Below are 19,297 nucleotides of genomic sequence, written 5' to 3' on the forward strand. Positions count from 1 at the left end.
GCTCAAAGTGCAATTCACCCGGCACTTTTCTTAGACGGCAACGCCCAGTTCCCGCAGTGCTGCGGCATCACGCGCCGAGACGTCGGGAAACGCAGCGTCCGAACCAACATCGGCGGTGATCCGCCAGGAACGCGCGCATTTGCGTCCCTCGGCCAGCTTCTGCTCGACCGACACCTTCTGGACCTCGCCCAAACGGAAGGCATCTGCCGGGCCTTCACCCGAGACGACCGAGATAGCCGAGGTGATGCAGATTTCAGCGAAATCCTGACCCTCGAGCGCTGCCAGCAGTTCCGGATCGGCAACATGCACGACAGGCGCTGCTTCCAGCGAAGAACCGATGCGCTTTTCGCGACGCTCGACTTCCAGAGCGCCGGTGACGACGGTGCGCACCTTGCGTATCTTGTCCCACTTGGCTTCCAAGGCCTCGTTCTTCCATTCCGCAGGCACACCCGGGAACTGCACGAGATGCACGGATTCCGCATCCGAGTAACGCGAAAGCCATGCCTCTTCCGTGGTGAAGGGCAGCATCGGTGCCAGCCATGTGACGAGGCAATCGAACAGCTTGGCGATGACCGATAGAGATGCACGGCGCTTCAGCGACGACGGGGCATCGCAATAGAGCGCATCCTTACGGATATCGAAGTAGAAGGCCGACAGCTCGACATTGGCGAAATCGATCAGCGCACGGGTGATCTTCTTGAAGTCGAAGGCGTCGTAACCATCACGCACGACCTGATCCAGCTCGGACAGGCGGTGCAGCACCAGCTGTTCCAGCTCGGGCAAATCAGCGTAAGCGATGTCTTCGCCCTTGTCATGCGCCAGCGTGCCCAGCATCCAGCGGATGGTGTTGCGCAGCTTGCGGTAGGCGTCGATGTTGGTCTGGATGATGGCCTTGCCCAGACGCTGGTCTTCCCAATAATCCGTGGTCATGANCCAGAGACGCAGGATATCGGCGCCGGATTCCTTCATCACATCCTGCGGTGCCACGACATTGCCGAGCGACTTGGACTGCTTGCGGCCCTGCTCATCCATGGTGNAACCATGGGTGACGACCGCGTTGTAAGGCGCACGACCGCGCGTCGCGCAGCTTTCCAGCAGCGACGAATGGAACCAGCCGCGATGCTGGTCGGAGCCTTCCAGATAGACGTCGGCAGGCCATTTCAGGTCCGAGCGATCTTCCAGCGTGAAGGTGTGCGTGCAGCCCGAGTCGAACCAGACGTCGAGGATATCGCGCACCTGATGCCACTTGGCGTGATCGTGGTCGTTGCCGAGGAAGCGTTCCTTGGCACCATCCGCAAACCAAGCATCCGCACCTTCGGCCTCGAAGGCCTCCAGAATGCGGGCGTTAACGGCCTCGTCCAGCAAAACTTCGCCATGCTCATCAGCGAATACCGCGATCGGTACGCCCCATGCGCGCTGGCGCGACAGCACCCAATCCGGGCGGTTCTCGATCATGGCGCGCAGGCGGTTTTGACCAGCGGCTGGCACGAAACGGGTGTCATCGATGGCGGAAAGCGAGCGCGAGCGCAGCGTGGTGCCATCGCCCAATTCCTTGTCCATATAGACAAACCATTGCGGCGTATTGCGGAAGATGACCGGCTTCTTGGAGCGCCAGCTATGCGGATAGCTGTGCTTAAGACGGCCACGGGCAAACAGGTTGTTGGCCGCAATCAGCGCCTTGATGACACGCTCGTTTGCGTCACCCTTCTTGCCGTTGTCGTCCATCACACGCGCAGCGCCACCTTCGGCAGATGGGCCAAAACCGGGGGCGTCTTCGGTGTAGAAACCATCGTCGCCAACCGGGAACGGGATCTTGGACGAGATGCCACGCGCTTCGATCTCACGAGCCTTGGACGTCCATGCGTCAAAGTCTTCACGACCATGGCTTGGTGCGGTGTGCACGAAGCCCGTACCGGCATCATCGGTGACGTGATCGCCATCGAGAAGCGGAACCGCGAAATCGTAGCCGAGGTGAGCCAAAGGATGGGCGCAAGTGATCGCGCCGAGTTCTTCCGGCGTAACGGGGCGAACGAACTTGAAGGTCAGCTTCGCCTTCTTGGCGGCTTCGTCAGCCAGCTTTGTTGCGAAGATCAGCTTTTCACCCGGCTGCGGGCCGAAGTCGTTCTCAGCCGTTTCCACTTCGAACAAACCGTAAGGGAAGCGCGAGGAGAAGGAGATGGCGCGGTTGCCGGGGATGGTCCACGGGGTTGTTGTCCAGATGACGACGGAGGCACGTTCAAGGTCATTTAAAGCGTTGACAAAAGGCATTTTTGCGTTCGTATCGGACAACCATTCTGCCTTCGCCGCGCCTTCCACGACCACCACCGGGAACTTCACCCAGATCATGTCGCTCTCGACATCCGCATACTCTACCTCGGCCTCAGCCAGAGCAGTGCGCTCGACAACCGACCACATGACCGGCTTGGAGCCGCGATAAAGCTGGCCGCTCTTGGCGATCTTCAGCAACTCGCCAGCGATACGCGCTTCCGCGTGGAAGTTCATGGTCGTGTAGGGGTTTTCGAAATCGCCTTCGATGCCCAGACGCTTGAACTCAGCCGATTGCTTCTCGATCCAACCTGCGGCGAATTCGCGGCATTCCTGACGGAATTCGTTGATCGGGACCTCGTCCTTGTTCTTGCCCTTGGCGCGGTAGGCTTCCTCGATCTTCCACTCGATGGGAAGGCCGTGGCAATCCCAGCCGGGAACGTAATTGGCGTCGAAACCGCGCATCTGGAACGAACGGGTGATGACGTCTTTAAGGATCTTGTTCAGCGCATGGCCGATGTGGATATTGCCATTGGCATANGGGGGGCCATCATGCAGCACGAATTTTTCGCGGCCAGCGGCGGACGCACGCAGCTTCTTGTAAAGGCCCATCTGCTGCCAGCGGGCAACGGTTTCAGGCTCTTTTTGCGGCAGACCGGCGCGCATCGGNAAATCCGTCTGCGGCAGGTAAAGCGTCTTGGAATAGTCTGGTGTTTGTGCGGTGTCGTTCATGATCATACCGTTATGCGGCGCCCCGAATGAGAACAATCTCAGGGTCACGCCGTCTTGAGTGCAAGAGGGCTAAAGCGGAAGGCGCTCAAGGCAAGCGCCGAAATCCCGGACCTTTCGGCTGCTTACTGCGCGCGAAAGGCCGGGCCAATAATTCGGGATATGAACGTCGACCGAAATTGGTGCATGGCCGTCTGTTTATGTGNTTTTTCAGCGTTTGAAAAGGGAATAGATGCCACACAAGCGTCCACGCGCTTAAAATGCGATACGTGCATCCAGTTCTCCGAGCGGCGTTACCCCCAAGAGCAGAGCCCTCGCCTCTTCCTCGTCTCGCTTGATCTGGGCGACCAGAGCTTCCAGCCCGTCGAATTTCAGCTCGTCGCGCAGATGGCCGAAGAAAGACACAGAGCAAATCTCGCCATAGAGATCGCCGGAAAAATCAAAGAGGAAGGTTTCGAGAAGGGCTGCGCCATCCTCTGTCACCGTCGGGCGATAGCCGAAGCTGGCAACGCCATCATGGAGCGATCCGTCTGCGCGGCGGAACCGCACGGCGTAGATGCCGGGTTTCAGTTCCGTTTCCGGCGGTAGCGCCATGTTGGCGGTGGGGTAACCCAGCGTGCGGCCGAGTTTCTGCCCGCCGATCACTTCCGCTTCGACGGTGTAACGATACCCCAGCAGACCGGCGGCACCGGCGACATCGCCCTGCGCCAGCAATTCCCGGATGCGGCTGGAGGAGACGATTTCGGCACCCTCATCGCGGAAGGAATCGATCAGCATGACATCGAAGCCGTGCCGTTTGCCTGCCGCCATCAGATAGGCCGGGCCACCTTCGCGTGCCTTGCCGAAGTGGAAATCGACGCCGGTGACGACGGCACTTGCACCCAGCCAGTCGACCAGAATGGATTTGACGAAATCTTCCGCAGAGCGCTGCGAGAAATCCCGGTCGAAAGGATATTCGATGACGGAGTTGAACCCTTCCGCTTCCAGAACTCGCGCCTTGACGGACGCAGGGGTGAGGCGGAAAACCGGCGTTTCGGGGCGAAAGACTGTGCGCGGATGCGGCTCGAATGTCAGCACCAGGGCGGGAGCATTGCGGGATGCGGCAAGCTCCAGCGCATGGTCCAGCACCGCGCGGTGGCCGCGATGCACGCCATCGAAATTGCCAATGGCGATGACGCCGCCCTTCAGGTTTTCGGGCAGCTGCTCCTTCTTTTCATTGCGATGAAACACGGTCATGGGCAGACTCTATTCCGATGCCACACAATTAGGCAAGACGCGGCATCCACCAGCCGGGGGCTGCGTTCTGGCCTTTCAGATAGGCATTCATCAGCGACTCGTCGGTTTCACCGTTCAGCGTATATTCCGCCGCGTGAATGCCGCCGCTGATATACAGAAGCTGGAGGCCCGCATTGATGGCACCCTTCACATCCGTCGGCATGCCATCGCCGATGGCCAGCACGCGGTCTTTTGCAAATTCGCCGCGCACCTCTTTGGCCGCAGCCATGCAGGCCTCGTAGATCGGTGCATGCGGTTTGCCGGCGATGCGCACTTCACCACCAAGCTGCTCATAATAGGCGGCCATGGCACCGGCGCAGGGAATGATGCGCTCACCGCGCTCAACCACCAGATCCGGGTTGGCGCAGATCATCGGCACGGAACGAGCAATGAAGCCCTTGAGCATATCCGTGTAGTCTTCCGGCGTTTCGGTTTCGTCATCGAAAAAGCCGGTGCAGACAACGGCCGTCGCTTCTGCTTCTGCGGCGACCTCGACATCCAGACCTTCCAGCAACGGCAGATCGCGCTCGGGGCCGAGGAGAAAGATTTTCTTCGGCCCAACGGCGATCAGACCGCGCGTTACATCGCCAGATGTGACGATACGGTCATAGGCGCTATCGGAAATGCCGAAAGCCCGCAATTGCGTAATGACGCCGGGTGCCGGGCGCGGTGAATTGGTGATGAGCACCACAGTCTTGCCCGCCTTGCGCGCCGCTTCCAGTGCAATAGCGGCGTCCGGAAAAACAGACACACCATTGTGCAACANCCCCCACACATCAGACAGAATAACGTCGAACTGAGCGGTGATGTCGCCAAGCGTGGCAATGCGATGGGCCATTTAATAATTCCAAGCGTTCCGTGAATTCACGCTGTGACATCGCAAAGCGGGATGGCGATGGCAAGCGAAAAAGCAGGACTCCGGCCCGGTTATGTCAGCCAGAGCCTCACGAAACCCGCCGTGATACACAATCCCAAAACCGGCAGCATGCCCAGTTTCAGCCGGNAAAGCGTGGTGGCCGAGACGATGAACAGGCAAAGCGAAAACAGATCAAGCGTCTGCCAGGCTGGCCACGACACATGGAGATTGACCGCGGGCAGAAGCGGAATTCGTTCGACTTCGGCAAAGAGCACGTGAAGGCCGAACCAGACGGACAGGTTGAGAATGACCCCGACAACCGCCGCAGTAATGGCCGCAAGCGCTGCCGACAAAAGGCGGTTGTGGCGCAGTTTCTCCATATAGGGCGCGCCTGCGAAAATAAATATGAAGCTCGGCACGAAGGTTGCCCATGCCGCAACGCTGGCACCCAAAATGCCCGATGTCATCGGGTCGAACAATCCGGGATGGCGGAAGGCGGCAAGAAACCCGATGTAAGACAGCACCAGCACCAGCGGACCCGGTGTCGCTTCTGCCAGCGCCAAGCCATCAAGCATCTCGCCCGGCATCATCCAGCCATGCGTATCCACCGCCACCTGCGCAACATAGGCCAACACCGCATAGGCACCGCCGAACGTCACCACAGCCATTTTGGNAAAAAATATCTGCAGATCGACGAGCGTGCCGGGTCCTGTCATCACCCACAGCAGCAGCAGCGGCAATTGCCAGATCACGACACCGAACAGGAGGCCTAGAACCAGCCGTTTCCATGATGGCGTTGCTGTCATCTCCCCACCNTTTTCCAGTGGCGAAAGCGCACTTCCCCTGCCCTTGGCAAAGCCGATAATCCCGGCCGCGAGAATAACGAGCGGAAAGGGGATGCCGAAGAAAAACAAGGCGATAAAGGCCGCAGCCGCGATGACGACCAGCGACCGGTTGGTCAATGCCCTTTTGGCAACCCGCAGCAATGCCTCCAGGACAATGGCCAGAACACCCGCTTTCAAGCCGGACAGAAGTGCCGGCAACCAGTGCGTATCCTGATAAAGCGCATAGGCTGACGCCAGCGCGACGATGACCAGGAATCCCGGCAGAATGAACAGCGTACCGGCGACGATGCCACCCCGCCTGCCATGCAGCAACCAGCCGGAATAGGTTGCCAATTGCTGGGCCTCCGGTCCCGGCAAAAGCATGCAGTAATTCAGGGCATGGAGGAACCGTTCTTCGGTCAGCCAGCCCTTCTCGTCCACCAGCACACGGTGCATCAGGCCGATCTGTCCGGCAGGGCCGCCGAAACTCAGCAGGCCGATGCGACCGAACACGGCGGTCATCTCCCAAAAGGAAGGGGGTGGCGGGGAAATATCGTTGTGTAAAAATTCTGTCATGCGGTGGTAGTAACCATTTTACATGAAATTTTTCCGACAGTCCGTCCTTGACTCAGTCCCATAGCCTGCTTATCTCCGTCTCGCTGGCACTCCACAACAGGGAGTGCTAACAATCATCACTCGGACCTTTTTGTGAGGTTCGTTCAGGTCATTTGATCGAGGGATTAGACTAATGACAAGCACAACATTCCGTCCGCTGCATGACCGCGTCGTTGTACGTCGCGTCGAGTCTGAAGCAAAGACAAAGGGCGGCATCATCATTCCTGATACCGCCAAGGAAAAGCCACAGGAAGGCGAAATCGTCGCTGTTGGCACTGGCGCTCGCGATGATAGCGGCAAGCTCGTTCCTTTGGACGTCAAGGCTGGCGACCGCGTTCTGTTCGGCAAGTGGTCCGGCACCGAAGTCAAGCTCGACGGCGAAGACCTTCTGATCATGAAGGAATCCGACATCATGGGCGTTATCGGCTGATCTGGCCGGTTCTTCTCACTTTTCCATGACAACCAATGGGCAATGAGCCCGGGAGTTTGCTACAATGGCAGCTAAAGAAATTAAATTCGGCCGCACAGCGCGCGAAAAGATGCTCCGTGGCGTCGATATTCTCGCAGACGCAGTGAAGGTAACGCTTGGTCCTAAGGGCCGTAACGTCATCATCGACAAGTCCTTCGGCGCACCTCGCATCACCAAGGACGGCGTTTCTGTCGCCAAGGAAATCGAACTTGAAGACAAGTTCGAAAACATGGGCGCACAGATGGTCCGCGAAGTTGCTTCGAAGACCAACGACATCGCCGGTGACGGCACCACGACTGCGACCGTTCTTGCACAGGCCATCGTTCGCGAAGGCAACAAGGCTGTTGCAGCCGGCATGAACCCGATGGACCTTAAGCGCGGTATCGACCTCGCAGTGACCGAAGTTGTGAAGGACCTTCAGGCCAAGGCCAAGAAGATCTCCACATCGGAAGAAGTTGCACAGGTTGGTACGATCTCTGCAAACGGCGACAAGCAGGTCGGTCTCGACATTGCTGAAGCCATGCAGAAGGTTGGCAACGAAGGCGTCATCACGGTTGAAGAAGCCAAGACCGCCGAAACCGAACTTGAAGTCGTTGAAGGCATGCAGTTCGACCGCGGTTACCTGTCGCCTTACTTCGTCACCAACCCTGNAAAGATGGTTGCTGACCTGGAAGACGCTTATATTCTTCTCCACGAGAAGAAGCTTTCGAACCTTCAGGCCATGCTGCCTGTTCTCGAAGCTGTCGTTCAGACCGGCAAGCCACTCGTCATCATCGCTGAAGACGTCGAAGGCGAAGCTCTTGCAACGCTCGTCGTCAACAAGCTGCGTGGCGGCCTGAAGATTGCTGCCGTCAAGGCTCCTGGCTTCGGCGATCGCCGCAAGGCAATGCTCGAAGACATCGCGATCCTGACCGGCGGTACCGTTATCTCCGAAGATATCGGCATCAAGCTTGAAAACGTCACGCTCGACATGCTCGGCAAGGCGAAGAAAGTTTCGATCACCAAAGNAAACACAACGATCGTTGACGGTTCGGGCCAGAAGTCCGACATCGAAGGCCGCGTTGCGCAGATCAAGGCCCAGATCGAAGAAACATCTTCCGATTACGACCGCGAAAAGCTGCAGGAACGTCTTGCCAAGCTCGCTGGCGGTGTTGCCGTTATCCGCGTTGGCGGCTCCACGGAAATCGAAGTGAAGGNAAAGAAGGACCGCATCGACGACGCTCTCAATGCGACGCGCGCTGCTGTTCAGGAAGGCATCGTCGCTGGCGGCGGTACTGCTCTTCTGCGCTCTTCCACGAAGATCACCGTAAAGGGTGCAAACGACGACCAGGAAGCTGGCATCAACATCGTTCGCCGCGCTCTTCAGTCGCTGGTTCGCCAGATTGCTGAAAACGCTGGTGACGAAGCTTCCATCGTTGTTGGCAAGATTCTCGACAAGAACGAAGAGAACTACGGCTACAACGCCCAGACTTCTGAATATGGCGACATGATCACCATGGGTATCGTTGACCCGGTCAAGGTTGTTCGTACAGCTTTGCAGAACGCAGCTTCGGTTGCTTCCCTGCTGATCACGACAGAAGCCATGATTGCTGAACTTCCTAAGAAGGAATCGGCAATGCCACAGATGCCTGGCGGCGGAATGGGCGGTATGGACTTCTAAGAAGTCCTATCTTCTGAAATACGGAAAGGCGGTCCTCACGGGCCGCCTTTTTTTGTTGTGGCTTTACAAGCAATGATGAAAACGCTCACTGTCTTCAAATAGTGAACAATTAGTCTCTACTTGTTCATCTATTCCGAGGCGGCAATTTGGCGCATATGTCGGGCATACATTCATGCCATCCGGCACCATCTTTGGAGACTTCCATGTCCAGCAGCCAGAACGCACTCGTGCTCATTGCACGCATCCTTCTTTCCTTCATCTTCATTCTCTCGGGCTTCGGCAAACTGACCGATCCTGCGGGCACTGCCGGTATGATCACCGGCGCTGGTTTGCCCGCGGCGACAGCTCTGGCCTATCTTGCAGGCGCGTTTGAGCTGGTCGCCGGTCTTGCCATCCTCGTTGGCTTCCAGACCAAGGTTGCCGCTTGGGCGCTTGCCGTCTTCTGCGTCTTCACCGGTCTCGTTTTCCACAGCGGCACGGTTGTTGTTCCAGGCTGGCCGGATGCGGCTCTCGGCTGGATCAACACGCTGAACGGCATCATGCTGATGAAGAACATCACGCTTGCCGGTGCTTACATCCTGCTCGCAACTTTCGGCGCAGGCGCTTACTCGCTCGACGCCCGCCGTGGCCTCAGCCTCGCTCGCGCATAAACTGATCTTCAATTCGTAAAAAAGGCCGCTGGATTGCTCCGGCGGCCTTTTTTCATCCCGTGTAGTCTTTTTCGTAACCCGGTAGATGCTCGATATCGGCTAACCAATCCACGGCGGAACGGGTCCATATCTGCGCCTTGGGGACCAGCGCGTTGCGCTCATTGATGCTGCCCCAGCGAATGCCCCATTCCTTTGCCTCATCACCCTCGCCGCTGGTGAACAGAGGCGAACCGCACTCCGGGCAAAAATGCTGGTTGCGCGGGCGGCCGTTATCGCCGGTTTTCCGATAGACCTTCGGCTGATGATTCCCGATTTTAAGGTCGGAGCGTTTGACCAGCAGCGTGACCCGAAAGGGCGAGCCGGTCAGCCGCTGGCAATCCGTACAATGGCAAATGCCAACGCGATTGGGATCGGCTTCTGCCTCAAACTGGATATGGCCGCACTGGCACTGGCCTGTAATATGCATCATGACACTCCTTCTCCAAGGAGACCATCATAAAGCAGCCCCTGAATAAACCAAGGATTAGACGGCGGATTGAACGCGCGCGATGATGTCTTGTACTACCGCGTCACCCTCATGTTCTGGCTTTCGCGCCCGCACGAAGCAGGCTTCCGAGCGCAGAATGATGCCATCGGTCAGGATTTTCAGGTGGTTTGCCTTGAGCGTCGAGCCTGTGGAGGTGATATCAACGATGATATCCGCCTGCCCTGCCGCCGGTGCACCTTCTGTCGCGCCAAGGCTTTCGACAATGCGGTAAAGCTGGATACCGTGCTGGCGGGAGAAGAACTGTTGCGTCAGCCGCCAGTATTTCGTGGCGATGGCAAGGCGGCGTCCGTGGCGGGCGCGAAATTCGGCGGCGACATCGCCCAGATCGGCCATGCTGTCCACATCCAGCCATATCTCAGGCACGGCCACGACGACATCGGCATGGCCAAAACCGAGGCGGGCGCAGAACTCGACGCGCTTATCCACATCACTCAAATCTTCACGCACGAGGTCTTCGCCGGTGACGCCGAAATCCACGGTGCCGTTGCCGATCTCGCGGGCGATTTCGGAGGCCGAGAGATAGGCGATCTCGATATCGTCGCGCCCTTCGATACGGCCGCGATAGGAGCGGTCATTGCCGATGGCAACGACCTTCAGCCCTGCGCGCTCCAGAATGGCGGAGGCGTCTTCCTTCATGCGACCCTTGGAGGGCAAGGCAATGGTGATGGTCATGGTTTGGCCCTCACGGCTTCGATACGATCCAGCCAGAGTGAAAAACCGACCGCCGGGATTTTGTCTTTTGCGCCGAGCAACGTCATCAGCCGGTCGAACCGACCGCCACCTGCCAGCACTGCCCCCTCACCTTGCACGCTCACTTCGAACACCAGACCGGTGTAGTAATCCAGCGGACGCCCGAAGGCTGCGCCATAGGTGATCGTATCCAGATCGACACCACCATTGGCAAGCGCTGCAACGCGGGCGTCGAAGGCAGACAATGCGGCCTGCAATTTCAGCTTGGCCTTGTCGGCAAACTCGGCAAGCGTCTGCGATGCCTGCGACAGCGGTGCCTGGAGGCTCAGAAACTGCTTTAGCAGCTCGAAACTTTCATCCGGCAGGCGCGTGGCGGCCAGCGCCAGCTTTTCGCGCAGACGGCGGGCGATTTCTTGCGGGGAGCGGCTGGCATTGGTGGAATAGCCGGTGTCTTCCATGACACTGTCGATATAGTCGACCAGCACCTTTTCCTCACCCGTGGCCAGCAGGCCCGCAACGCGCGCGTCAAGTCCTGTCATCGGCTTGGGGCTGACGAGGCTTTGCAGCAGCGCTTCCAGTTGCGCGATATCGCCAAACGCCTGCACCAGCCGCTTCTGCCAGCCGAGCGGCAGACCGAGGGCTGCCACAACGGCTTCGAACACCTGCTGATCGCCCAGCGTCACAGTTAACTTGCGTCCCGGAAGAAGGCGGGTCAGAATTCCGATAGCATCGCTAACGGCGCGAGCATCGGCGGCNGCGATATCCGTATCGCCCAAATCCTCGATCCCAGCCTGATAGAACTCGTTTGCACCTTCGCGACGCTGGCGGAACACTTCACCCAGATAGGAATAACGTTTCGGTGTGCCTGTTGCGGTTTCGATGTGACGCAGGCAGACCGGAATGGTGAATTCAGGGCGCAGGCACAGGCTTGCTCCCGTTTCGCTCTCCGTCAGGAAAATCCGGCGACGCAGGTCTTCCCCAGCCATATCCAGAAACGGTTCTGCGGGCTGGATGACCGGTGTGTTGACGCGGCTGGTGCGGCGCGCACGGAATTCATCCAGAAGCTCACCGGCAAAATCCGGCATGTCTATCATGGGCATGAGATGGCTCCTGTACGGCGAGTGACATANCCCCCTCTGCCCTGCCGGGCATCTCCCCCACAAGGAGGGAGATCGGCAAGACGCTTAGCCCCCGCTCTTCCCGCAGCGTTACCGATGGGCGAGAGGTTACCGCGATTCAATCTCCCCACCTGTGGGGGAGATGCCCGGCAGGGCAGAGGGGGGCGGGCTAGGCTCATCGGCTTAATTGCCTTGCGCCCGCAGCCGATCCTCGGCCTGAGCCGCCAGAATCTCTTTCACCTTGGCAACCAGTTCCGCTTCCGGCACCGTTTCCTGCGCCACGCGGGCCTCGCGCCATGCGGCGTTGTCCTCGATTTCGCCGGACAGACGCTTGCCTTCGATCAAATCCTTGATCTGCACAATCCCGGCGGCACGCTCGTCGCTGCCCTGAATGATCGCCAGCGGCGCGTCCATGCGGTCGGCATATTTCAGTTGGTTGCCGAATTTCTTCCAGTTGCCCTGGTACATTTCAGCACGAATGCCTTCATTGCGCAGCGCCTGCGTGAAGCGCTGATAACGCCCCATGCTCTCCACATCACCATCCATGACGGTGACGAGGACGGGCGCGAGCGGCTTTGTCTGGCCAAGCTTGCCGAGATTCTTCAGCGCCGTCATCAGGCGCGAAACGCCGATGGAGAAGCCAGTTGCCGGAACTGGCTGACCCATGAAGCGCGACACCAGACCATCATAACGACCACCGCCGCCGACAGAACCGAAGACGACCTTTTCGCCCTTTTCGTTGGTAACGTCGAAGGTGAGTTCAGCTTCGTAGACGGGGCCGGTGTAGTATTCGAGGCCTCGGACGCAGGACAGATCAATCTTGATTCGATCATTGCCGTAGCCAGCGGAGCTAACAAGTCCACTAATATCGAACAACGCAATTAGGGGGCTAAAATCGACGTCAGTGCCGTCAATAGGATCAGATAAAAGCATCATAATGGGCATCAGCCAATCGAACGCGCCTGACTGGACCTGTTCATCATCTAATATGGGCTTTCCGTCCCGACGGAAATCGGAGAAGAATTCTCTCCGTGATTTCGGCCAACTAACTGTCTCTTGGCCGATTGTAATTCTAAGTGGTTCGTCATCTCGACTATCAACGACAGGATTTGCGAAGAGCCTGTATAATGCTTTAGCTTGATCGCTCGATAGTCCGGCGCCTTTTGTGAAATCACCGCTTTCATCTTTACGGCCGGAAGTAAGCAGCTGAAAAACACCATCCCAACCGAACTTATCAAACTTATCCAAGCTTCTGAGAACGTTGACCTTCTGCGACTCGTTCACGCCTCTAGCGGCTAGAACAGAATCCAATAATGCTCGGTTGTTCACGCGGATCACGTAATCGCCGCGCTTGATGCCCAGAGCTTCCAGCGTATCCGCCATCATCATGCACATTTCAGCATCGGCCTGAACGCCGAACGCTCCAATGGTATCGGCATCGAACTGCATGAACTGGCGGAAGCGGCCGGGGCCGGGCTTTTCGTTGCGGAAGACATAGCCGGCGCGATAGGTGCGGTATGGTAGCTGTATCTCGTTGAAGTTTTCAGCGACATGGCGGGCGAGCGGTGCGGTGAGGTCGTAGCGCAGGCTCATCCACTGGTCGTCGTCATCGGTCAGCGAAAACACGCCTTCATTGGGGCGGTCGCTATCGGGCAGGAACTTGCCGAGTGCATCGGTATATTCGAACAGCGGCGTTTCAATGGGGTCGAAACCGTAGAGTTCGTAAACGCCACGGATTTTCTCGATCATTTCATTGGTGGCATGGATATCGGCAGCCGAACGGTCCGTGAAGCCGCGCGGCAGGCGGGCTTTCAGTTTCTGAGGCTTCTTCTGTTTTTCGCTCATGATTGCCGATCCGGTATTCTTGAAATTCAAGCCGCCGTATTAGAGGATGAAGCCCTGTGCGGCAAGGCCGCAGGCGCTGGTTTTGCTAGCGCAGCAACGGAAGCTGTGCTATCTGGGATACACGCATCCCAATCGCCTACGGGGACAACACAGCCATGAGCAAACAAACCGCCATCCGCCTGCCTGACGAAACATTCGACCGCCTGAAAGCGCTATCCGAGCGCACGGGCCGAACATCCGCCTATTATATCCGCGAGGCGATCGNAAAGCACATTGAGGATATGGAGGATTTGTATCTGGCAGAAGAGGCGACGCGCCGAATTCAGCGTGGTGAATCGAAGATGGTAAGCGCAGAGGCGATGTGGCGTGACCTGGAAAATTGAGTACCACTCGGATTTCCAGACNAAAGTCGGAGACATCGATCCAAGTCTTCGCCATCACATCCGCTCGTTTTTACATGAGCAGGTGGCGGTGTTAGACGACCCGCGCAAAATCGGCACAAATCTCGGCACCTACTGGCGATATCGGGAACGCGGCTTGCGGCTCATTTGCGACATCCAAGATCAAAAGCAGTCTATACTCGTCATCGAAATCGGCCACCTGCCCGAGAAGTCCATCGCTGAACCATGATCCTCGAAGCCATCAATTACGCCGCGACCTATGCGAAGACGCCGCCGGAATTTCGGCCCCATGTGCGCTATTCCATCAATCTCTGGGCGCGGGCGAACCGCTGTAAAAAAGCGTGGGCGGAACATGAGGAGAAAAGCAAACGCTTCATCCTCTCCACCGTCAACAAGCTAAAGCAGAGACGCACCGCCGTCGTGTTGGGCTCTGGCTTGTTGCGGGACGTGCCGCTTCAACAGTTGGCCGGGGCATTCGATACCGTGGTTCTGGTTGATCTGGTGCATCTGGCCAGCATCCGCGCCAGGCTTTACGCGCGCCACAGCAGAACGGTCGTTCTGAACCATCGAGACCTCTCAGGCTATGCCGATCTGGAGGCGGGACGACAGCCGGAACCCTTGGCATTCCTGCGGCTGGTCCCGTATCTAGACCTCGTCATCTCGGCCAATCTTCTGTCGCAGATCGGCACCGGCGTTCGCAACCGGCTGGAAAAACAACCTGACAATGGAATGCCTGATGATACGCTGCCGCGCCTCGTCCACGCGCATCTGGATGGGTTATCGGGCCTTCCCTGCAAGGCATGCCTTATCACCGACAGGTCGTTTGAGGTTATCGACAGAAACGGCAGCATACGCCAGCAGGAAGATTTGCTGCATGGCGTGGCGGTTCCCAAAATCGCCCGAGGTTGGGACTGGCCGGTGGCGCCATTTGGCGAGGAGAGCCGCGATTACCAGATCATTCACAAAGTTGTGGCCAGCGAACTGACATAAAGCCATTTTCCTGTCCGGTTTAAGGGGCTAAGCTCCGCGACATGCGCTTCATCATCCGCACATTGATGTTTATGGCCTGTATTCTGCAAAGCGCGATGCCCTTGCAGGCAGGGCTGGCGATGTCCGTGCCCGTGACAGCACAAATCCATGTCTCAGCCGGAAACGAAGCTGATCATGGCGATCACAGCATACCCGTGGCCGGGTCTGAAAGCACTGAAAGCGCCGATCCCTGCCCGCACCGGGGCACCATGATCCACGCGCCCCATTGTGCAGCCTGTCTCGTACTGATCCCCGAGCTGAACTTCGCGGAAAAAGGGCGCGCTCTTGACCCTTATCCCATCCCTGACCTGCAACAGGCTTTTCTGAGCAATGGTCTGGCACCACCCGTGCCACCTCCCCGCGCCTGAAAGGCGAGTTTTGCGACAATCCATCAAAATTCTGCAAGACAGAGGAAGGATAATCCATGTCTATGNAAACCATTTCCATCACCATGGCTCTCTTCAGTGCATTTCTGACATCAGCACATGCGCAAGACCACGGCGCTCACACGGGCCATGTGACCAAGAGCGAGGCAAGCGAAAGCGCCTCCACCAAGGCCTATCGAGAGGCCAGCAAGAAAATGCATGGCGATATGTCTGAAAACTATACCGGCGATGCCGATGTGGATTTCGTGCGGGGAATGATCCCGCATCATCAAGGTGCCATCGATATGGCAAGGGTACAGTTGCAGTATGGCAAGGACCCTGAAATCCGCAAGCTGGCCGAAGAGGTGATCAAAGCCCAGGAAACCGAAATTGCCACCATGAAAGCGTGGCTGGCGTCCAAGGGTCAATAACGTTTTAACAGGAGAGGCAGCTTATGGCTGCTTCTCCACTGTAATGGCGTAGTTTGCGCCAAGGCCGCGACGGGATGAGCTGAGCACGAGGATGGGGCGGATCAGCCATTCCGTATCCGCCTTCGGCGTCAGCACCGCCGTGTTCTTACCCGCATCGCTGAAGAAGATCGCGTCGTCTTCCGGCTTGGCGAAATCGAAAATGGCCATCACCACGAATTCGCTACGGCTGGCGAGTGTGACGTTCAGCGTCTCACCCGCCTTGACCTTGAGGCGGTAGACATCGCCCCTGCCCTGCCTCGTCCAGCCGTTCAGTACCAGCGGGCCGGATGCGGGCATGGCGGCGGGCTTCAAAGTCTCGCCATCATCCAGCCAGATGCCATCGACATTGCGGCTTTCCGCATGGGCGGGAGCCACCGCCGATAGGGTGAGAAGAGACGCCAGAAGAATGTTTGAAAATCTGGTCACGGGCGTGAAAACTCCAGCCTTCGCGTTTCAATGCGCGGGCGGCAATGGCAACCCTCGATGTGGTCATTGACCATGCCCATGGCCTGCATGAATGCGTAAATCGTTGTGGGCCCGACAAATGTCCAGCCGCGCTTTTTCAGGTCTTTCGACAGGCGCGTAGAGGCTGGCGTGATCGGATTGGCGCGCAGCGTCGCGTAATCGAAGACCAGCGGACGTTCGTTTTCCTTCGGTTCGAAGCTCCAGAAATAACGGGCGAGCGAGCCGAACTCGTCGCGCATTTCGATGGCACGGCGGGCGTTGTTGATGGTGGAAACGATTTTGCCGCGATGGCGGATGATGCCCTTATCTGTCACACAGCGCTCGATATCGGCCTCTCCAAATTGAGCAACCTTATCGAAATCGAAACCGCAGAATGCGGCGCGAAACGCCTCGCGCTTTCTCAGCACCGTCAGCCATGACAGGCCGGACTGGAAACCCTCCAGGCAAATCNTTTCGAACAGGCGCGTGTCATCCTTGACCGGACGACCCCATTCCTCATCGTGATACAGCGCGTAATCCGTCAGCCCCTGTTGCCAGGAGCAGCGGATAACGCCGTCGTCGCCTGTCGAAAGTCCGGTTTCACTCATGGCGTCAATGCCTTTTTTCGTCGTCTGCCGGTGATTACCATTGATTCACCCTGTTTCAAAACCGTGTGCTAACCTTATTAAAAGCTTTCGGCCAAATCGCGGCTTTTCATGAACTGCCATTTACCATTCGCTGTCGCGGAGGTGCGAACGTGACTGTCATGTTCCGGTGTCATGTAGAGAGTTCACCCGATGTCGATGAAATCCGTTTTTCTCGCGCTGAGCTTTGTCTCCGCGATGTCCATGCCAGCGCTTGCCAATGATCGATACCGGGAGCGCCCGCCTGTTGTCGTCAGCCCCGATTTGACGGCGCCTTGGGTCATGCAGCTTGGTGGTGCTCAGGTTCGCCCGGTTGTCTACCCGCAGCGGCCCGTTCGTCCCTCGCTGTTTCAACAGCCGCGTGCACGAGCCGTGGCCGTAAGACCAAATACGCCAAATATGCGGACGCCCCCGCAATTCCTGCCGCAGATGGTACAGTACCAGGGCAAGGAAGCACCGGGTACAATCGTCATCGATACGCCAAACCGCCTTCTTTATCTCGTCATGGCAAACGGAAAGGCGCGGCGTTACGGCGTTGGCGTCGGCAAGCCGGGCTTCGAATGGGCCGGTACGCATACGATTACACGTAAGAACGAGTGGCCGAGCTGGACGCCGCCGCAGGAAATGATCACCCGCGAAGCCGCAAAGGGCCATTACCTGCCGGCCTTCATGGAAGGCGGACCGCNAAACCCGATGGGCGCGCGCGCCATGTATCTCGGTTCCACGCTTTACCGCATTCACGGCACCAACCAGCCATGGACCATCGGCAGCAACAATTCCTCCGGTTGCATCCGCATGCGCAATGAAGATGTGACCGATCTTTACGAGCGCGTGAATGTCGGCACGCGTGTGATTGTGATCTGATAGCAACGCTAATATAAATCTTCACGCCGAAGAGTTGCAATCAGGCCCGAACGTGCTTGCTGGCTTGAATGAATGATCTAAGGTCCGGCCATATACTTTTGGCGGGGGACGCCAGGGGGCGGCAAGCACTTTTACGAGTGCCAACCGATGAGAGACGGGCGGTGATCAGACCGCCCGTTTTTTATTGCGTCATCGCGATTTTCTTTGGCCTGCTACCGCCATAAGCCCAATCCAGCAATTCGATCGTGTGGAGAATTGGCATCGCCGTGCCACTTGCGATCTGCGTCATGCAGCCGATATTGCCGGTGGCTATGATATCGGCCTTTGTCGCCTCGATATTCCTGACCTTACGCGCCTTCAACTCCGCCGAAATTTCCGGCTGGAGAATGTTGTAAGTTCCAGCCGAGCCGCAACAGAGATGCCCCTCTGCCGGATCACGCACTGTAAAACCTGCCGCCTTCAGCAGAAGTTTCGGCACGGTCGTGATCTTCTGACCATGCTGCATGGAACAGGCGGAATGATAGGCCACCGTCAGACCATTTCGCTCCAGAGACGGCAGATCAAGTCCGCCCAGATATTCGGTGATATCCTTCGCCAGCCCGGAAACAGTCCGCGCTTTTTCTGCGTAGGTGGCATCCAGCCGTAGCATATGGGCATAATCCTTGATGGTGGTGCCACAGCCCGATGCGGTGATGATGATGGCATCCAGACCACCCTTGTCGATCTCGCGCATCCACACATCGACATTGTGCCGCGCCGACGCTAGCGCCTGCTCTTCCCGACCCATATGGTGCACCAGCGCCCCGCAACAGCCCTCCCCTTCCGGCAGCACCACCTCGACGCCAAGCCGGGTGAGAAGCCGGATCGTTGCGTCGTTGATACCAGGATCGAGCACGGGTTGGGCGCACCCTGTGAGGATCGCGACACGTCCACGTTTTTCGACTTGAGGGACTTGGGTGCTGGGATTGGCAAAGGCCGACGGTGCCGGAGTGGTTTTCGGTGCCAAATCTAGCATTGATGCCAAAGGTTTCAGTGTTTTGATCTTGTGAAGCAATGGCGCAAATGGCTGACCGAGGCGGGCGAGCTTGAGAGCTACTCGAAACCGTTTCGGATAGGGCAGCACCAAGGCCAGCAGATCGCGGATGAGCCGATCCATCAGCGGCCGCCGGTAGGTGNTTTCGATGTGAATGCGGGCGTGGTCGACCAGATGCATATAGTCGACGCCCGAGGGACAGGTGGTCACGCAGGCCAGACAGGACAGGCAGCGGTCGATATGCGTCACCACTTGCGCATCCGCCGGGCGGTCGTTTTCCAGCATATCCTTGATGAGATAGATGCGTCCGCGCGGGCTATCCAGCTCATTGCCCAACGTCACATAGGTGGGACAGGTGGCCGTGCAGAAACCGCAATGCACGCATTTGCGCAGGATTTTCTCGGATTCGGCGACGTTTGGATCGGCGAGTTGCTGAGGCGTGAAGGAGGTTTGCATTAGTGGAGACCTCGGGCGTGGGTGCGGATGCGNCCCCCTCTGGCCTGC

Annotated in this window: 20 protein-coding genes; 9 read left to right on the top strand and 11 right to left on the bottom strand. The window is 57.9% G+C overall.

Annotated features, from left to right (window positions below; translation table 11 throughout):
• Positions 1–30: 30 nt before the first annotated feature.
• The 4 genes from ileS to chrA all read right to left on the bottom strand — a co-directional run bounded on the left by ileS (position 31) and on the right by chrA (position 6,525).
• Positions 31–2,997, bottom strand: a complete 2,967-nt coding sequence (gene ileS / locus CUC55_RS07885) for an isoleucine--tRNA ligase (protein WP_103087614.1) — start codon at positions 2,995–2,997, stop codon at positions 31–33.
• 252 nt (positions 2,998–3,249) lie between these two features.
• The gene (locus CUC55_RS07890) at positions 3,250–4,230 is read right to left on the bottom strand and encodes a bifunctional riboflavin kinase/FAD synthetase (protein ID WP_067648457.1); all 981 of its coding nucleotides are present in this window, start codon (positions 4,228–4,230) and stop codon (positions 3,250–3,252) included.
• Positions 4,231–4,258: 28 nt separating this feature from the next.
• Positions 4,259–5,107 carry a TIGR01459 family HAD-type hydrolase gene (locus CUC55_RS07895; RefSeq protein WP_103087485.1) on the bottom strand — a complete coding sequence of 283 codons (849 nt, stop codon included), beginning with the start codon at positions 5,105–5,107 and terminating at the stop codon, positions 4,259–4,261.
• Positions 5,108–5,196: 89 nt separating this feature from the next.
• Positions 5,197–6,525, bottom strand: coding sequence for a chromate efflux transporter (gene chrA / locus CUC55_RS07900; protein ID WP_103087486.1), 1,329 nt, complete (start codon positions 6,523–6,525; stop codon positions 5,197–5,199).
• A gap of 172 nt (positions 6,526–6,697) precedes the next feature.
• On the opposite strand from chrA, the gene groES reads away from it, so the two are divergent.
• The 3 genes from groES (at position 6,698) to CUC55_RS07915 (ending at position 9,343) form a co-directional block, all read left to right on the top strand.
• The gene (gene groES, locus CUC55_RS07905) at positions 6,698–6,994 is read left to right on the top strand and encodes a co-chaperone GroES (protein WP_045229730.1); all 297 of its coding nucleotides are present in this window, start codon (positions 6,698–6,700) and stop codon (positions 6,992–6,994) included.
• Positions 6,995–7,058: 64 nt separating this feature from the next.
• Positions 7,059–8,693: a chaperonin GroEL gene (gene groL, locus CUC55_RS07910; protein WP_103087487.1), complete on the top strand. Its 1,635-nt coding sequence runs from the start codon at positions 7,059–7,061 to the stop codon at positions 8,691–8,693.
• A gap of 203 nt (positions 8,694–8,896) precedes the next feature.
• Entirely contained in the window at positions 8,897–9,343 is a 447-nt protein-coding gene (locus tag CUC55_RS07915; RefSeq protein ID WP_067648472.1) for a DoxX family protein, read from the top strand.
• Between the two features lie 52 nt (positions 9,344–9,395).
• On the opposite strand, the gene CUC55_RS07920 is transcribed toward CUC55_RS07915, so the two are convergent.
• The 4 genes from CUC55_RS07920 to CUC55_RS07940 all read right to left on the bottom strand — a co-directional run bounded on the left by CUC55_RS07920 (position 9,396) and on the right by CUC55_RS07940 (position 13,543).
• On the bottom strand, positions 9,396–9,809 hold the full coding sequence (locus CUC55_RS07920) for a GFA family protein (RefSeq protein WP_067649039.1): 414 nt from the start codon (positions 9,807–9,809) through the stop codon (positions 9,396–9,398).
• A gap of 57 nt (positions 9,810–9,866) precedes the next feature.
• Positions 9,867–10,562, bottom strand: a complete 696-nt coding sequence (gene hisG, locus CUC55_RS07925) for an ATP phosphoribosyltransferase (RefSeq protein WP_067648475.1) — start codon at positions 10,560–10,562, stop codon at positions 9,867–9,869.
• A complete protein-coding gene (locus CUC55_RS07930; RefSeq protein WP_067648478.1) occupies positions 10,559–11,680 on the bottom strand; it encodes an ATP phosphoribosyltransferase regulatory subunit in 1,122 nt (373 codons plus the stop codon). The genes hisG and CUC55_RS07930 overlap by 4 nt, the downstream gene beginning before the upstream one ends.
• Positions 11,681–11,881: 201 nt before the next feature.
• A complete protein-coding gene (locus tag CUC55_RS07940) occupies positions 11,882–13,543 on the bottom strand; it encodes a histidine--tRNA ligase (protein WP_067648481.1) in 1,662 nt (553 codons plus the stop codon).
• Between the two features lie 155 nt (positions 13,544–13,698).
• Here CUC55_RS07940 and relB point away from each other — a divergent pair, with 155 nt between their 5' ends.
• The 5 genes from relB to copM all read left to right on the top strand — a co-directional run bounded on the left by relB (position 13,699) and on the right by copM (position 15,769).
• Positions 13,699–13,926 (top strand): type II toxin-antitoxin system RelB family antitoxin, encoded by a 228-nt coding sequence (relB, locus tag CUC55_RS07945; protein WP_103087488.1) that lies wholly within the window; start codon positions 13,699–13,701, stop codon positions 13,924–13,926.
• The gene (locus CUC55_RS07950; protein WP_067648487.1) at positions 13,910–14,173 is read left to right on the top strand and encodes a type II toxin-antitoxin system RelE family toxin; all 264 of its coding nucleotides are present in this window, start codon (positions 13,910–13,912) and stop codon (positions 14,171–14,173) included. The genes relB and CUC55_RS07950 overlap by 17 nt, the downstream gene beginning before the upstream one ends.
• On the top strand, positions 14,170–14,934 hold the full coding sequence (locus CUC55_RS07955; protein ID WP_067648490.1) for a hypothetical protein: 765 nt from the start codon (positions 14,170–14,172) through the stop codon (positions 14,932–14,934). Before CUC55_RS07950 ends, CUC55_RS07955 begins: the two co-directional genes overlap by 4 nt.
• A gap of 41 nt (positions 14,935–14,975) precedes the next feature.
• Positions 14,976–15,341 (top strand): hypothetical protein, encoded by a 366-nt coding sequence (locus CUC55_RS07960; protein WP_103087489.1) that lies wholly within the window; start codon positions 14,976–14,978, stop codon positions 15,339–15,341.
• 56 nt (positions 15,342–15,397) lie between these two features.
• Positions 15,398–15,769 (top strand): CopM family metallochaperone, encoded by a 372-nt coding sequence (gene copM, locus CUC55_RS07965; RefSeq protein WP_103087490.1) that lies wholly within the window; start codon positions 15,398–15,400, stop codon positions 15,767–15,769.
• A 21-nt stretch (positions 15,770–15,790) separates the two neighbouring features.
• On the opposite strand, the gene CUC55_RS07970 is transcribed toward copM, so the two are convergent.
• The gene (locus tag CUC55_RS07970; RefSeq protein ID WP_067648499.1) at positions 15,791–16,234 is read right to left on the bottom strand and encodes a hypothetical protein; all 444 of its coding nucleotides are present in this window, start codon (positions 16,232–16,234) and stop codon (positions 15,791–15,793) included.
• Positions 16,231–16,860, bottom strand: a complete 630-nt coding sequence (locus CUC55_RS07975) for a DNA-3-methyladenine glycosylase I (RefSeq protein WP_103087491.1) — start codon at positions 16,858–16,860, stop codon at positions 16,231–16,233. The genes CUC55_RS07970 and CUC55_RS07975 overlap by 4 nt, the downstream gene beginning before the upstream one ends.
• 189 nt (positions 16,861–17,049) lie before the next feature.
• On the opposite strand from CUC55_RS07975, the gene CUC55_RS07980 reads away from it, so the two are divergent.
• Positions 17,050–17,760, top strand: a complete 711-nt coding sequence (locus tag CUC55_RS07980) for a L,D-transpeptidase (protein WP_103087492.1) — start codon at positions 17,050–17,052, stop codon at positions 17,758–17,760.
• A 181-nt stretch (positions 17,761–17,941) separates the two neighbouring features.
• On the opposite strand, the gene glcF is transcribed toward CUC55_RS07980, so the two are convergent.
• Positions 17,942–19,249 (bottom strand): glycolate oxidase subunit GlcF, encoded by a 1,308-nt coding sequence (gene glcF / locus CUC55_RS07985; protein ID WP_103087493.1) that lies wholly within the window; start codon positions 19,247–19,249, stop codon positions 17,942–17,944.
• Positions 19,250–19,297: the final 48 nt, after the last annotated feature.

Origin of the sequence: Agrobacterium bohemicum (assembly GCF_002896715.1) — a bacterium.
In the GTDB taxonomy this organism is placed as follows: domain Bacteria; phylum Pseudomonadota; class Alphaproteobacteria; order Rhizobiales; family Rhizobiaceae; genus Agrobacterium; species Agrobacterium bohemicum.